The organism is Synechococcus sp. BA-124 BA4 (assembly GCF_034931165.1).
In genome coordinates this window covers 1-12577 of record NZ_JAYGIA010000061.1, presented here as the reverse complement: position 1 = coordinate 12577, position 12577 = coordinate 1, and the positions used below count along the sequence as shown (strand labels likewise).

Annotated in this window: 13 protein-coding genes; 8 read left to right on the top strand and 5 right to left on the bottom strand. The window is 68.1% G+C overall.

Annotated elements, in window-relative coordinates; translation table 11 throughout:
* From VB734_RS06825 to VB734_RS06805, 5 genes are all read left to right on the top strand, one after another.
* Nucleotides 1–654 (top strand): DUF3887 domain-containing protein (locus VB734_RS06825; protein ID WP_323243197.1); only part of this gene is annotated, 654 nt, incomplete at its 5' end.
* A gap of 51 nt (nucleotides 655–705) precedes the next feature.
* On the top strand, nucleotides 706–3000 hold the full coding sequence (gene glgB, locus VB734_RS06820) for a 1,4-alpha-glucan branching protein GlgB (RefSeq protein ID WP_323243196.1): 2295 nt from the start codon (nucleotides 706–708) through the stop codon (nucleotides 2998–3000).
* Between the two features lie 96 nt (nucleotides 3001–3096).
* Nucleotides 3097–4155, top strand: coding sequence for a uroporphyrinogen decarboxylase (gene hemE, locus VB734_RS06815; RefSeq protein ID WP_323243195.1), 1059 nt, complete (start codon nucleotides 3097–3099; stop codon nucleotides 4153–4155).
* Nucleotides 4152–5183: an NAD(P)-dependent oxidoreductase gene (locus VB734_RS06810; protein WP_323243194.1), complete on the top strand. Its 1032-nt coding sequence runs from the start codon at nucleotides 4152–4154 to the stop codon at nucleotides 5181–5183. The genes hemE and VB734_RS06810 overlap by 4 nt, the downstream gene beginning before the upstream one ends.
* Before the next feature lie 133 nt (nucleotides 5184–5316).
* On the top strand, nucleotides 5317–5658 hold the full coding sequence (locus VB734_RS06805) for a c-type cytochrome (RefSeq protein WP_323243193.1): 342 nt from the start codon (nucleotides 5317–5319) through the stop codon (nucleotides 5656–5658).
* 83 nt (nucleotides 5659–5741) lie between these two features.
* Here VB734_RS06805 and VB734_RS06800 read toward each other — a convergent pair whose 3' ends face one another.
* The gene (locus tag VB734_RS06800; RefSeq protein ID WP_323243192.1) at nucleotides 5742–5948 is read right to left on the bottom strand and encodes a hypothetical protein; all 207 of its coding nucleotides are present in this window, start codon (nucleotides 5946–5948) and stop codon (nucleotides 5742–5744) included.
* Nucleotides 5949–6000: 52 nt separating this feature from the next.
* On the opposite strand from VB734_RS06800, the gene VB734_RS06795 reads away from it, so the two are divergent.
* Together VB734_RS06795 and clpB are read left to right on the top strand one after the other, a co-directional pair.
* Nucleotides 6001–6378 carry a hypothetical protein gene (locus tag VB734_RS06795; protein WP_323243191.1) on the top strand — a complete coding sequence of 126 codons (378 nt, stop codon included), beginning with the start codon at nucleotides 6001–6003 and terminating at the stop codon, nucleotides 6376–6378.
* Nucleotides 6379–6537: 159 nt separating this feature from the next.
* Nucleotides 6538–9156, top strand: a complete 2619-nt coding sequence (gene clpB, locus VB734_RS06790; RefSeq protein ID WP_323243190.1) for an ATP-dependent chaperone ClpB — start codon at nucleotides 6538–6540, stop codon at nucleotides 9154–9156.
* 4 nt (nucleotides 9157–9160) lie between these two features.
* Here clpB and VB734_RS06785 read toward each other — a convergent pair whose 3' ends face one another.
* From VB734_RS06785 to VB734_RS06770, 4 genes are read right to left on the bottom strand one after another with little or no spacing between them, the layout of a single operon-like run.
* The gene (locus tag VB734_RS06785) at nucleotides 9161–9961 is read right to left on the bottom strand and encodes a Coq4 family protein (RefSeq protein ID WP_323243189.1); all 801 of its coding nucleotides are present in this window, start codon (nucleotides 9959–9961) and stop codon (nucleotides 9161–9163) included.
* A 43-nt stretch (nucleotides 9962–10004) separates the two neighbouring features.
* Nucleotides 10005–10292: a 4a-hydroxytetrahydrobiopterin dehydratase gene (locus VB734_RS06780; protein WP_323243198.1), complete on the bottom strand. Its 288-nt coding sequence runs from the start codon at nucleotides 10290–10292 to the stop codon at nucleotides 10005–10007.
* A 19-nt stretch (nucleotides 10293–10311) separates the two neighbouring features.
* The gene (locus VB734_RS06775; RefSeq protein WP_323243188.1) at nucleotides 10312–10764 is read right to left on the bottom strand and encodes a secondary thiamine-phosphate synthase enzyme YjbQ; all 453 of its coding nucleotides are present in this window, start codon (nucleotides 10762–10764) and stop codon (nucleotides 10312–10314) included.
* A 19-nt stretch (nucleotides 10765–10783) separates the two neighbouring features.
* Nucleotides 10784–11845: a fatty acid desaturase gene (locus VB734_RS06770; RefSeq protein ID WP_323243187.1), complete on the bottom strand. Its 1062-nt coding sequence runs from the start codon at nucleotides 11843–11845 to the stop codon at nucleotides 10784–10786.
* Between the two features lie 235 nt (nucleotides 11846–12080).
* Between VB734_RS06770 and VB734_RS06765 the strand changes: the two genes are divergently transcribed.
* Nucleotides 12081–12577 (top strand): NAD(P)-binding protein (locus VB734_RS06765; RefSeq protein ID WP_323243186.1); only part of this gene is annotated, 497 nt, incomplete at its 3' end.

Below are 12577 nucleotides of genomic sequence, written 5' to 3'. Positions count from 1 at the left end.
GGCCAGCCCAGTGCGGCCCTGAGCGAAGCCCAGGCACGGGCGGCCGCCGAGCGGATCCTGACCACGATCCGCCAGGGGGACGCCCAGGCCCGTTTCGAGCAGTTCTCCCCGGCCCTGCAGAGCGTCAGCAGCCCCCGCATGGTGGCCGCCACCATGAAGACCCAGCCGCGGCTGCTGCGCTGGGCCATCCGTAGCATCCAGCCCGGCTTCGACTCGAGCACGGTCGAGGCCACCCTGTTCACCAGCGCCGGCGAGCGCGACCTGCTGATGGTGATCGACGGCCAGGGCCGGATCGATGGTTACCACTTCAACGTCACCGACCAGCCGGCCGAGAAGGTGGTGCGGGACTTCATCACCGCCCTCTCCAGCGGCCACTTCATCTCCGCCAGCAGCTTCCTGTCGCCGCTGATGCAGGAGCAGATCCCTCAGGGCCAGCTGCAGCAGAAATGGCTCAACCTGCAGCGCATCACCGGCAATTTCGTCCGGGTGAAGCGCATCAACCGGGCTGAAAGCACACCGGAGATGCGCCTGGTGATCGTCAACACCGAGTTCAACCGTCTGACCGACAACCTCTTCGTCACCCTTGATGCCCAGAACCAGATCATCGGCGTGGATTTCCCCACCGATCCCTCTCCCCCCTCACCGCCGCGCTGAGCCGGCCCTCCCACCGACGTAAGCTCCCGGCGCATGCACGCCTCCTCTTCCATGGCCCTGCCCAGCCTCGAATGGATGGTTGAGGATGCCCGCCGGCTGGCGGAATGCCGCCACGACCATCCCTTCTCCGTGCTCGGGCCCCAGCCCCTCGATGACAGCGGCTGGGTGGTGCGGGTGTGGATGCCGGACGCCCACACGGTGGAGCTCCTCCACGGCGGCGAACGGCTCGCCATGGCCAATCCCCACCATCCCTGGATCTTCGAGACTCGCCTCGAGACCGATCCCGGCTGCGGCTATCGCGTCCATGTGAGCCGCGGCGGCATCGAGCACGAGCAGCACGATCCCTGGGCCTTCCGCCACGAGTGGATGGGGGAACTGGACCGTCATCTGTTCGCCCAGGGGAATCACCACCACATCTGGCGGCGCATGGGCGCCCATGTCCTCGAGCGCGACGGCGTCGCCGGGGTGCAGTTCTGTCTGTGGGCCCCCAATGCCCGCAGCGTCGCCCTGCTGGGTGACTTCAACGGCTGGGATGGCCGCCATCACCCCATGCAGCAGCGTCTCGGGGGGATCTGGGAGCTGTTCGTCCCCGGCCTGGGCGCCGGCCAGATCTACAAGTACGAGGTGCGGGCCCAGAACGGCCACTGCTACCAGAAGGCCGACCCCTACGGTTTCCGCCACGAGATCCGGCCCAACACCGGTTCGGTGGTGGCCGAACTGGGCCGCTACCCGTGGAACGACGGCGCCTGGATCGAGGAACGCGATGGCCGCGATCCCCTGCCCCAGCCCATCGCGGTGTACGAGATGCACCTGGGCAGCTGGATGCATGCCGCCGCCGACCAGCCCTTCCTCGAAGCCGACGGCCGCCCCCGGCCCCCGGTGCCCGCCGCCGATCTGAAGCCCGGCGCCAGGCTGATGACCTATCCGGAACTGGCCGACAAGGTCATCCCCTACGTGAAGGCCCGCGGCTTCACCCACATCGAGCTGATGCCGGTCTCCGAGCATCCGTTCGACGGCTCCTGGGGCTACCAGGTCACCGGCTGGTACGCCCCCACCAGTCGCTTCGGCAGCCCGGACGAGTTCCGGGCCTTCGTCGACCGCTGCCACACCGAAGGCATCGGCGTGATCCTCGACTGGGTGCCCGGCCACTTCCCCAAGGATGGCCACGGTCTGGCCTTCTTCGATGGCGCCCACCTCTACGAACATGCCGATCCCCGCATCGGCGAGCACAAGGAGTGGGGCACGCTGATCTTCAACTACAGCCGCAACGAGGTGCGCAACTTCCTCGTCGCCAACCTCATCTACTGGTTCGAGGAGTTCCACATCGACGGCATCCGCGTCGATGCCGTGGCCTCGATGCTCTACCGCGACTACCTGCGTCCGGATGGGCAATGGCTGCCCAACGACCATGGCGGGCGGGAGAACCTGGAAGCGGTGCGCTTCCTGCAACAGGCCAACCACGTGCTGTTCCAGCACTTCCCCGGTGCCCTGTCGATCGCCGAGGAATCCACCACCTGGCCGATGGTGACCCAGCCCACCGACATGGGCGGCCTCGGGTTCAACCTCAAGTGGAACATGGGCTGGATGCACGACATGCTCGATTACTTCGAGCTGGATCCCTGGTTCCGCCAGTTCCATCAGAACCACGTCACCTTCTCGATCTGGTACGCCTTCACCGAAAACTTCATGCTGGCCCTGAGCCACGATGAAGTGGTGCATGGCAAGAGCAACCTGCTCCACAAGATGCCCGGTGACGACTGGCAGAAATTCGCCAATGTGCGTGCCCTGCTGGCCTACATGTGGACCCATCCGGGCAAGAAGACGATCTTCATGGGAATGGAGTTCGGCCAGCGGTCCGAATGGAACGTCTGGGGCGATCTGCAGTGGGAGCTGCTCCAGTACGAGGCCCACCAGGGACTGCTCAACCTGGTCGACGACCTCAATGTCTTCTACCGATCGGAGCCGGCCCTCTGGGGCGACGACTTCGATCAGTACGGCTTCCAGTGGATCGACTGCAACGACAACCGCCACTCGGTGATCAGCTTCATGCGCCGCGACAGCGGCAGCGGCCGCTGGGTGGTGGTAGTGGCCAACTTCACCCCCCAGAGCCATTCCCATTACCGAGTGGGCGTCCCCCTGGAGGGCTTCTACGCCGAGGTGTTCAACACCGACAGCAGCCGCTACGGCGGCAGCAACCTCGGCAACCTGGGCGGCCGTTTCACCGATGCCTGGGCCATCCACGACTACGAGAACTCCCTGGAGCTCTGCCTGCCGCCCCTGAGCGTGGTGGTGTTCCGTCTCGACGAGTCCCGCAGCCTGCAGCGGCCGGCCATCGACGAGGGCTGAGCGCCCCGGGGCCGCCCATGCCACGACTGGTGACAGGAGCGGCCGGAGGCCGGGGGTGCTCGGTTAGGTTTCACCGTTGACCTTCCGACCGGCCCCATGAGCGAATCCGCCCCCCTGCTGCTGCGCGCCGCCCGAGGTGAGCAGGTGGAGCGGCCTCCGGTCTGGATGATGCGCCAGGCGGGCCGCTACATGAAGGTGTACCGCGACCTGCGTGACCGCCATCCCGGCTTCCGCGAGCGCTCCGAGAACCCCGATCTCTCCTACGAGATCTCGATGCAGCCCTTCCACGCCTTCCGTCCCGACGGCGTGATCCTCTTCTCCGACATCCTCACGCCCCTGCCGGGCATGGGCATCGACTTCGACATCATCGAGAGCCGGGGCCCGATCATCGAGCCCGCCATCCGCAGCCAGGCCCAGGTGGACGCCCTGCGGCCCCTGGATCCAGCCGAAGCCCTGCCCTTCGTGGGCGAGGTGCTGGGGCGGCTGCGGGCCGACGTGGGCAACGATGCGGCGGTGCTGGGCTTCGTCGGCGCCCCCTGGACCCTGGCCGCCTATGCGGTGGAGGGCAAGAGCTCCAAGACCTATTCGGTGATCAAGGCGATGGCCTTCCAGGAGCCCGCCCTGCTGCACCAGCTGCTGGGCCACCTGGCCGATTCGATCGCCACCTATGTGCGCTACCAGATCGACAGCGGTGCCCAGGTGGTGCAGCTGTTCGACTCCTGGGCGGGCCAGCTGAGCCCGATCGACTACGACGTGTTCGCCGCCCCCTACCAGAAGCGGGTGATCGACCAGGTGAAGGCCACCCACCCCGACACCCCCCTGATCCTCTACATCTCCGGCAGCGCCGGTGTGCTGGAGCGCATGGCCGCCACCGGGGTGGACTTCATCTCCCTCGACTGGACCGTGGACATGGCCGACGGCTGCGCCCGCCTGCCCCAGCACCTGGGCGTGCAGGGCAACGTGGATCCCGGCCTGCTGTTCGGCACCCCCGAGGCCATCCGCGAGCGGATCCTCGACACGGTGCGCAAGGCCCGCGGCCGTCGCCACATCCTCAACCTGGGCCACGGCATCCTCCCCGGCACCCCGGAGGACAACGCCCGCGTCTTCTTCGAGACCGGCAAGGCCGTCAACGAGCTGCTGGGAGCCGCTGTTTGAGCGCCCCCACCTCCGGGCCCCAGCGGATCCTGATCACCGGCGCCAGCGGCTGCGTCGGCCAGTACATCGCTGAAAACCTGCTGGCCAACAGCGACGCTCACCTGCTGCTGCTGCTGCGGGATCCCACCAAGCTCAGCGCCGTCCCCGCCGACCACCCCCGCATCACCCTGCTGGTGGGCGATCTGCGCGAGCTGGGCCCCCACGCCGCCGCCATCGCCAGCGCTGACCGGATCATCCACACCGCCACCGCCTGGGGGGATCCGGAGCGGGCCCAGGCGGTGAACGTGGTGGCCGTCAAGGAGCTGCTGCGGCTCACCGACCCGGCTCGCCTGCAGCAGGTGATCTACTTCTCCACCGCCAGCATCCTCGATCGCCGGCTGCAGCTGCTCCCCGAAGCGATGGCCTACGGCACCGAGTACATCCAGACCAAGGCCACCTGCCTGCAGGACCTGGAGCGCCACCCGCTGGCGGAACGGATCGTGGCCGTGTTCCCGACCCTGGTGTTCGGCGGCGCGGTGGCGGGCACCGATCCCCACCCCACCAGCTACCTGACCGCCGGGCTCAAGGAGGCCTTCGGCTGGCTGTGGCTGGCCCGCTGGCTGCGCACCGACGCCAGCTTCCACTTCATCCACGCCGCCGACATCGCCACCGTCTGCGCCCACCTGGCCACCACCCCCCACGGCCCCAATCCCGAGCCGGACCAGGGTCCGGTGCGGCGGCTGGTGCTGGGTCAGGCGCCGATCACGATCAACGGCGCCGTGGCCTCCCTGTGCCGCTGGCGGCGGGTGTGGGTGCCGCCGGTGGGGATCGACCTGCGCGGCTGGCTGATCGAGGGGCTGATCAAGCTGCTGCGCATCGAGGTGAATGCCTGGGACCGTTTCTCGATCCGCCAGCGCCACTTCGTGCACCAGCCCGTCAGCCCGCCCGAGCGCTTCGGCCTGGTGAGCCTCGCCCCGAGCCTCGAGGCGGTGCTGGAGACGGCGGGGGTGCCGCACCGGGGCCGGATCGGGGGCAAGCGCCCCACCTGAGCCGGCCCCGGGCCGCCCCCCGGACGCCGCCATGAATTGTTGCGAATCTGTCAGGACGCTGCACCGGGACACGGCCATTGCCTAATTTGTGCCGGTTGCAAGTGCTTTCCGGCACCCCCCTTCGCGCCCTCCCATGCGTCGTCTTCTTTCCCTCTTCGCTCTCTGCCTGGCGCTGGTGCTGGGTGCCGCCCCGAGCTTCGCCGCCGATGTGGCCCATGGCGGCCAGATCTTCTCCGCCAACTGTGCCGCCTGCCACATGGGCGGCGGCAACGTGGTCAACGCCGAGCGCACGCTCAAGGCCGAGGCCCTGGCCTCCTACCTGGCCAACTACGACGGCGGCCACGAAGCCGCCATCGCCTACCAGGTGACCAACGGCAAGAACGCCATGCCCGCCTTCGGCGGCAAGCTCAGCGAGGGTGACATCGCTGATGTGGCGGCCTACGTCGAAGACATGGCCTCCAAGGGCTGGGCCTGATTCGCTTCGGATCCTTCCCATCCAGCGACGACCCCCCCCCCAGATCGTCCAGAGCCCCGGCAGTGCCGGGGCTTTTTCATGGCTCAGCTGAGGGCGCGGCGGGCGGCCAGCACCGCCAGGTAGAGCTCCTCGGGCACCTCGCGGATGTCGTACTCCGTCGGCAGCATCCCGTGGACATGGCGGTGCACCACCCGCCAGCAGTCCCGCTCCGGCTCCGCAGCCCCACCCAGGGTCAGGGACGCTCTGGCGAGCTCGGCCACCAGGGCTTGGTCGTCGGCGTGAGAGGGCATGGCTGACAGGAGGGCTGCAGAGGCGAGAATGGGGCGCAGCCGACCTCCCATCATGGCGATCCCCACCTCCGCCGGGCTGCGGGCGGGCCTGCCAGGGGGCCTGCTCTCGGCAGCAATCCCCCTGGCCCTGCTGGCCGCCGTCGTGGCGCCCTCCGCGGCCCCCTCCCTGGCCCAGGGGGTGACCCCCAACCAGCCCCTGGCGATCGAGTCCGCGCCCGGGCTGTCGCCTCCCCCCTGCCGGCTGCTGGTGCCCAGAAGCGAAGCGGTGCTGCAGCCGCTGCGGATTCATCCGGCCCAGGTGGCCCAGAAGAACAGCCTGGGTTGCCTCTCGGCAGCCGATGCCCTCTACGGCCCCGACGGCTGTCCCACCCAGCTCTGCGGCCAGAAGCACGGCTTCCAGGTACCCATGCCGGAGTTCGTGGGCCCCTAGCTCCTGAGCCCCCGCCGGGCGGTTGGCCACCCCCTTCGGTACGGCCTGCCCACCCCCGTGGAGGAGGGCCGAACGCCGCGGTTCGGTCCTCCCCCTCGGCCGATCCCGACAGGATTCATACGTTGGCTTCAGTCACCGTCCGCAGGGAGAACGTCAACCATGCATCCCACCGCCGAACTGTTCACCGAAAAGGCCTGGGGCGCCGTGGTCGCCTCCCAGCAGCTGGCCCAGCAGCGGCGCCAGCAGCAGATGGACAGCGAGCATCTTTTCGCTGCCCTGCTGGCCCAGCAGGACCTGGCCAGCCGGATCCTGGAGAAGGCCGGCGTGGATCTGGGGGTGCTGGGCCAGAAGCTGGAGGCCTTCATCGCCGCCCAGCCCAGCCTGGCCACCGCCCCCGACAACGTCTACCTGGGCAAGGGGCTGAACGCCGTTCTGGACCGGGCCGATGCCCTCAAGCAGGACTTTCAGGACAGTTACATCGCCGTGGAGCACCTGGTGCTGGCCCTGGCCGGCGATGACCGCTGCGGCCGCCAGCTGCTGTCCCAGTCGGGCGCCGATGGGGCGAAGATCAAGGAGGCCGTTCAGGCCGTTCGTGGCAGCCAGCGTGTGACCGACCAGAACCCGGAGGGCACCTACGAATCCCTCGAGAAATACGGACGGGATCTCACCGCCGCCGCCCGGGAGGGCAAGCTCGATCCGGTGATCGGCCGCGACGAGGAGATCCGCCGCACCGTGCAGATCCTCTCGCGCCGCACCAAGAACAACCCGGTGCTGATCGGCGAACCCGGCGTCGGCAAGACCGCCATCGTCGAGGGGTTGGCCCAGAGGATCGTCAACGGGGACGTGCCCACCGCCTTGCAGAACCGGCAGCTGATCGCCCTCGACATGGGCGCCCTGATCGCCGGCGCCAAGTACCGCGGTGAGTTCGAGGAGCGCCTCAAGGCCGTGCTCAAGGAGGTCACCTCCAGCGAAGGCCAGATCGTCCTGTTCATCGACGAGATCCATACCGTGGTGGGGGCCGGCGCCACCGGCGGCGCCATGGACGCCAGCAACCTGCTCAAACCGATGCTGGCCCGCGGCGAACTGCGTTGCATCGGCGCCACCACCCTCGATGAGCACCGCCAGCACATCGAGAAGGACCCGGCCCTGGAGCGCCGCTTCCAGCAGGTGTTCGTCGACCAGCCCACCGTGGAGGACACCATCTCGATCCTGCGGGGTCTCAAGGAGCGCTACGAGGTGCACCACGGCGTGCGCATTGCCGACAACGCCCTGGTGGCCGCCGCCGTGCTCAGCAGCCGCTACATCGCCGATCGCTTCCTGCCCGACAAGGCCATCGACCTGATGGACGAATCGGCGGCCCGCCTGAAGATGGAGATCACCTCCAAGCCGGAGGAGATCGACGAGCTCGATCGCCGCATCCTGCAGTTGGAGATGGAGAAGCTCTCCCTGGGGCGGGAATCGGATCCCGCCAGCCGTGATCGGCTCGAGAAGCTCGAGAAGGAGCTGGCCGATCTGGGCGAGCAGCAGAGCAGCCTCAACGCCCAGTGGCAGAAGGAGAAGGGTTCGATCGACGAACTCTCCGCCATCAAGGAGGAGATTGAGCAGGTGCAGCTGCAGGTGGAGCAGGCCAAGCGCAACTACGACCTCAACAAGGCGGCCGAACTGGAGTACGGCACCCTGGCCGAGCTCAACAAGAAGCTGGCCGCCAAGGAAGGCGAACTGAGCGCCCATGCCGGCGAGAAGAACCTGCTGCGCGAGGAGGTCACCGAGGACGACATCGCCGAAGTGATCGCCAAATGGACGGGGATTCCGGTCAGCAAGCTGGTGCAGTCGGAGATGGAGAAACTGCTCCATCTTGAGGACGAACTGCACACGCGGGTGATCGGCCAGGAGCAGGCCGTCACGGCGGTGGCCGATGCGATCCAGCGGTCGCGGGCGGGCCTGTCCGACCCTAACCGTCCGATCGCCAGCTTCCTGTTCCTCGGCCCCACCGGCGTGGGCAAGACCGAGCTCTCCAAGGCGCTGGCGTCCCAGCTGTTCGACAGCGAGGAGGCGATGGTGCGCATCGACATGAGCGAATACATGGAGAAGCACGCCGTGTCCCGGTTGATCGGAGCTCCTCCCGGCTACGTGGGCTACGAGGAGGGCGGCCAGCTCACCGAGGCGGTGCGGCGCCGTCCCTACGCCGTGATCCTCTTCGACGAAGTCGAGAAGGCCCACCCCGATGTCTTCAACGTGATGCTGCAGATCCTCGATGACGGCCGCGTCACCGATGGCCAGGGCCGCACGGTGGATTTCACCAACACCGTGTTGATCCTCACCAGCAACATCGGCAGCGCCTCGATCCTCGATCTGGCCGGCGATCCGGCCCGCCACGGCGAGATGGAGAAGCGGGTGAACGAGGCCCTGCGGGGCCACTTCCGCCCCGAGTTCCTCAACCGGCTGGATGAATCGATCATCTTCCACAGCCTCAAGGCCGAGGAACTGCGCCAGATCGTGGAGCTGCAGGTGCAGCGCCTGGCCCGGCGGCTCGAGGACAGGAAGCTGGGCCTGGAGCTCAACGGGGCTGCCCTCGACTGGCTGGCCGCCGTCGGCTACGACCCGGTCTACGGCGCCAGGCCCCTCAAGCGGGCCATCCAGCGGGAGCTGGAGACGCCGATCGCCAAGGCGATCCTGGCCGGCACCTTCCTGAGCGGCACCACGATCGCCGTGGACGTGGAGCATGAGCGGCTGCGTTTCCGCCCGGCCGAGCCCTCCCGGCTGCCCGCCCTCGTCTGAGGGATCAGGCGGCCAGCGCCGCCACCAGGGAGGGGTTGGCGTACCAGCTGAAGGTCCCCTCCCTCACCGCCGTGACGCCCAGTTCGGCCCGCAGTTCCTCCAGGTCCTGGCCCATCCGCTCCTCCCAGATCACCGGGAACAGCGGCTGGGCCTCGACGCCGATGTGCAGCCCTTTGCTGATCATGCCGAAGGCGTAGCTGGCGGTGCGGGCCTGCTCGGCCGGGGTTTCCAGTTCGTCGATGGGCGTGTCGTTGCGGAACCAGTTGAGCAGCAGGGCCATCAGATCGGTGAAGGCCAGCCCCGGGTGGGCGAACTGGGCCACGCTCATGCTGATGACACCGAGTTCGCCGAAATTGTCGAGGCTGAAGCCACTCACAATGTGATGGATGTCGTGGGTGGCATAGACCCGGTAGTTGATGTAATCGGCGTCGGTTTCCAGGTTGGCGTAGAACTCGGGTTTGGGGAAGAAGTTGATGTCGTAGCCCATCGTCTCCAGCACCGTGGCGTAGGTGTGGCCCAGGGTTCCCTTCGGCAGCGCCCGCAGGGCAGGCGCGTCATAGGGCCCGCTGAGCCGCCGCTGCTCGATCAGGGCCGCGGCGGCCGGATCGCGCCCCAGCAACGCCCGGCACACCTGCATCGGCCGGGACTGGCGCAGCCGGTGGGAGAGCAGGAAGACGTTGTTGGCCGAGGCACCGGCGCCGGCGGCCAGATCGGCGAGCTCGAGAAACGCATGGATGTTCTCCTTGGTGGCGATCCGATCGAGGTAGCGAAAACCCATGGGGCGCTGCAGGGCGGGGGGAGGCACCCACGAAACCTAGACACGCCGCCCGAGCCGGCCCAGAACAGCCTCAACCCACGAGGACATCAATCCGGCGGGCCAGTTCCACATCGAGGCTCGACAGTCCGCCGGTGTCGTGGGTGGTGAGGTTGATCGTCACCCGGTTCCAGACGTTGCACCACTCGGGGTGATGGCCCATCGCTTCAGCCGCCAGGGCCACCCGGGCCATGAATCCGAAGGCGGCGGAGAAATCAGCGAAGCGCAGTTCGCGGTGCAGCTTGCCCTCCCGCAGCGTCCACTGCGGCAGCTCGGTGGGCAGGGCGGCGATCTGGGCGGGGGTCAGGGGCTTGGCGGCCATGGTGGTGGGGAGCAAGGGGTCATTCGCCCAGCAGATGCAGGCTCAGGCTGCGGCGATGGGGTCGGGCCCGGTGCTCCCACAGATACACCGCCTGCCAGGTGCCGAGCAGCAACCGACCGGATTGGAAAGGGAGCACCAGGCTGGTGCAGGTCAGGGCGGTGCGGATGTGGGCGGGCATGTCATCGGGGCCCTCGTCATCGTGGACCCAGGAGCGCCGCTCCCCCTGGCCGCTGAGGGGCCGCACCCCTTCCGGGGGTACCAGGGCCCGCAGAAAGGCGGCAAGGTCCACCAGCACCCTGGGGTCGGCGTTCTCGTTGATCGTCAGGGAGCAGGAGGTGTGCAGGCTGGCGATGGTGGCGGTGCCGAGCACCAGGCCGCTGGCGGCGATCAGGCCGTTGAGGGGCCCGGTGATGTCATCGAAACCCTCCCCTTGGGTGGACACCTCCAACCGGCTCAGGCTCTGGCGCAGCATCGGTTCCTCCTGGTGCCCTTCAGCTGGCGACGGGGACGGGAGCGGCGGAACGCAGCGCGTCGATCGTCGTCAGGCGGCAGGCCTGGGGGTCCCAGAGGATGTAGCTGAAGCAGCCGGGGATGTCGGCCAGCGACAGCCGCCGCACGCCCGAGAGCAGGTGGGCATTGTGCTCGTGGCAGGCCCGCAGCCGGTAGTTGGGGATCTTGGACGACAGGTGATGGATCGCGTGGCAGCCGATGTCGGCGGAGAACCAGTTGAACAGGGGCGGCAGCTCCAGGTCGCTGGTGCCTTCCAGCACCCCGGTCATCTCGCTCCAGCCGGCGGTGGCGTGGGCGTAGGAACCGGGGAAGTTGTGCTGCACGAAGAAGATGCAGATGAAGATCGCCGCCGCGCAGGCCATCACCGGCGCGTAGATCGACCAGAACACACCGGCGCCGAGCCAGCGGGCCATCAGCCACCAGGAGCCGATCACAGCCACGTTGTTGGCCAGCAGATGGCGGAATTCCCCCTGGGTGTACCAGTGCCTGGAGCGATAGCTGGCCAGGATCTGGCCCAGGCCCATCCGCTGCGGGCTGCGCAGACAGGCCAGCAGGTGGGGGAAGAATCCCGCCAGCCCCAGCAGCAGCGCCACCCGGGGCTTGATCACCAGGTAGAAGAAGCCTCCGGGGAACAGCATCGCCGGATGGCGCAGCACGCCGTAGAACCGCTGCTGGCCGGGGTTGAGGGCGGCAAAGGCCCCCGTGGTGACCAGGGCCGACGGTCCCTGGTACTTCTCCCAGTCGCCGTTGTGGCGGTGGTGGTAGGCGTGGCCACGGGACCAGGGGTACTGAGGAATGGCACTGATCACGCCGAGCAGGAAGCCGAACACCTGGTTGGCCCGCCGGCTGCGGAACAGGGAGTCGTGGCCGCAGTCGTGCATCAGCGAGAAGCAGCGGGCCAGCAGCAGCACCATGACGACCATGGTGGGGATCAGCAGCAGGGGAGCGTGCTGGAGGCTCCAGTCGGCGACCCACCACAGGGCCGCGTAGGGGATCACGGTGTTGGCGATCTGCCAGGAGCCCCGCAGATTGGAGCTGTCCATGAAGGACTTCAGCTCAAAATCGCCCCGCCTGGGCTGACCCACCGATGGCCTGGAGCCAGCGTCCGCATCAGGGGAAACGGGCGGTGTGCTATCGGACAGGGTGGCGGAAGGGAAGCCCTGTGACAATGCAAAACCTTTGCTATTTCGAACGATCCTAGTCAGCGAGGGGGCCATCTGTTTGCCCTCGATGCGAAAGGAATCTGAATAAGATCTGCATTGGAACTGCTGCACCAAGGTGAGCGACCTGATCGTGGTGGGCAGTGGCCTGGGCGGTCTCTGCGCCGTCGCCATCGCCGCCCGCCACGGCCTTGAGGTGCTGGTGCTCGAGGCCCACACCACCCCTGGCGGTGCCGCCCACGGATTCCGGCATGGACCTTTTCATTTCGAATCGGGCCCGTCGCTCTGGAGCGGCCTGGGCCACTGGCCCAGCACCAACCCCCTGGCCCAGGTGCTGCGGGCGGTGGGGGAAACCCTGCCCGTGGCCAGCTATCGGGACTGGGGGCTGCTGCTGCCCGAGGGGTCCCTGCGGGTGGGGGTGGGGCAGGCCCCCTTCCTGGCCCTGCTGCGCGAGCTGCGCGGCACCGCGGTGGCGAACGAGTGGGACCGTTTCCTCACGGCCCTGAGGCCCAGCTGCGAGGCGGCCCGCTCCCTGCCGTTGCTGGCCCTGCGGCCCGGGGCGGGTCTGGCCACCACCCTCGGCGGCGGCAACGCCCTGCGCCTGCTCAGCCAGGC

Excerpts from the sequence above, each read along its gene's own strand:
- glgB (WP_323243196.1), top strand. The coding sequence starts at position 706 with ATGGCCCTGCCCAGCCTCGAATGGATGGTTGAGGATGCCCGCCGGCTG.
- hemE (WP_323243195.1), top strand. The coding sequence starts at position 3,097 with ATGAGCGAATCCGCCCCCCTGCTGCTGCGCGCCGCCCGAGGTGAGCAG.
- VB734_RS06805 (WP_323243193.1), top strand. The coding sequence starts at position 5,317 with ATGCGTCGTCTTCTTTCCCTCTTCGCTCTCTGCCTGGCGCTGGTGCTG.
- VB734_RS06800 (WP_323243192.1), bottom strand. The coding sequence starts at position 5,948 with ATGCCCTCTCACGCCGACGACCAAGCCCTGGTGGCCGAGCTCGCCAGA.
- VB734_RS06795 (WP_323243191.1), top strand. The coding sequence starts at position 6,001 with ATGGCGATCCCCACCTCCGCCGGGCTGCGGGCGGGCCTGCCAGGGGGC.
- clpB (WP_323243190.1), top strand. The coding sequence starts at position 6,538 with ATGCATCCCACCGCCGAACTGTTCACCGAAAAGGCCTGGGGCGCCGTG.
- VB734_RS06780 (WP_323243198.1), bottom strand. The coding sequence starts at position 10,292 with ATGGCCGCCAAGCCCCTGACCCCCGCCCAGATCGCCGCCCTGCCCACC.
- VB734_RS06775 (WP_323243188.1), bottom strand. The coding sequence starts at position 10,764 with ATGCTGCGCCAGAGCCTGAGCCGGTTGGAGGTGTCCACCCAAGGGGAG.
- VB734_RS06770 (WP_323243187.1), bottom strand. The coding sequence starts at position 11,845 with ATGGACAGCTCCAATCTGCGGGGCTCCTGGCAGATCGCCAACACCGTG.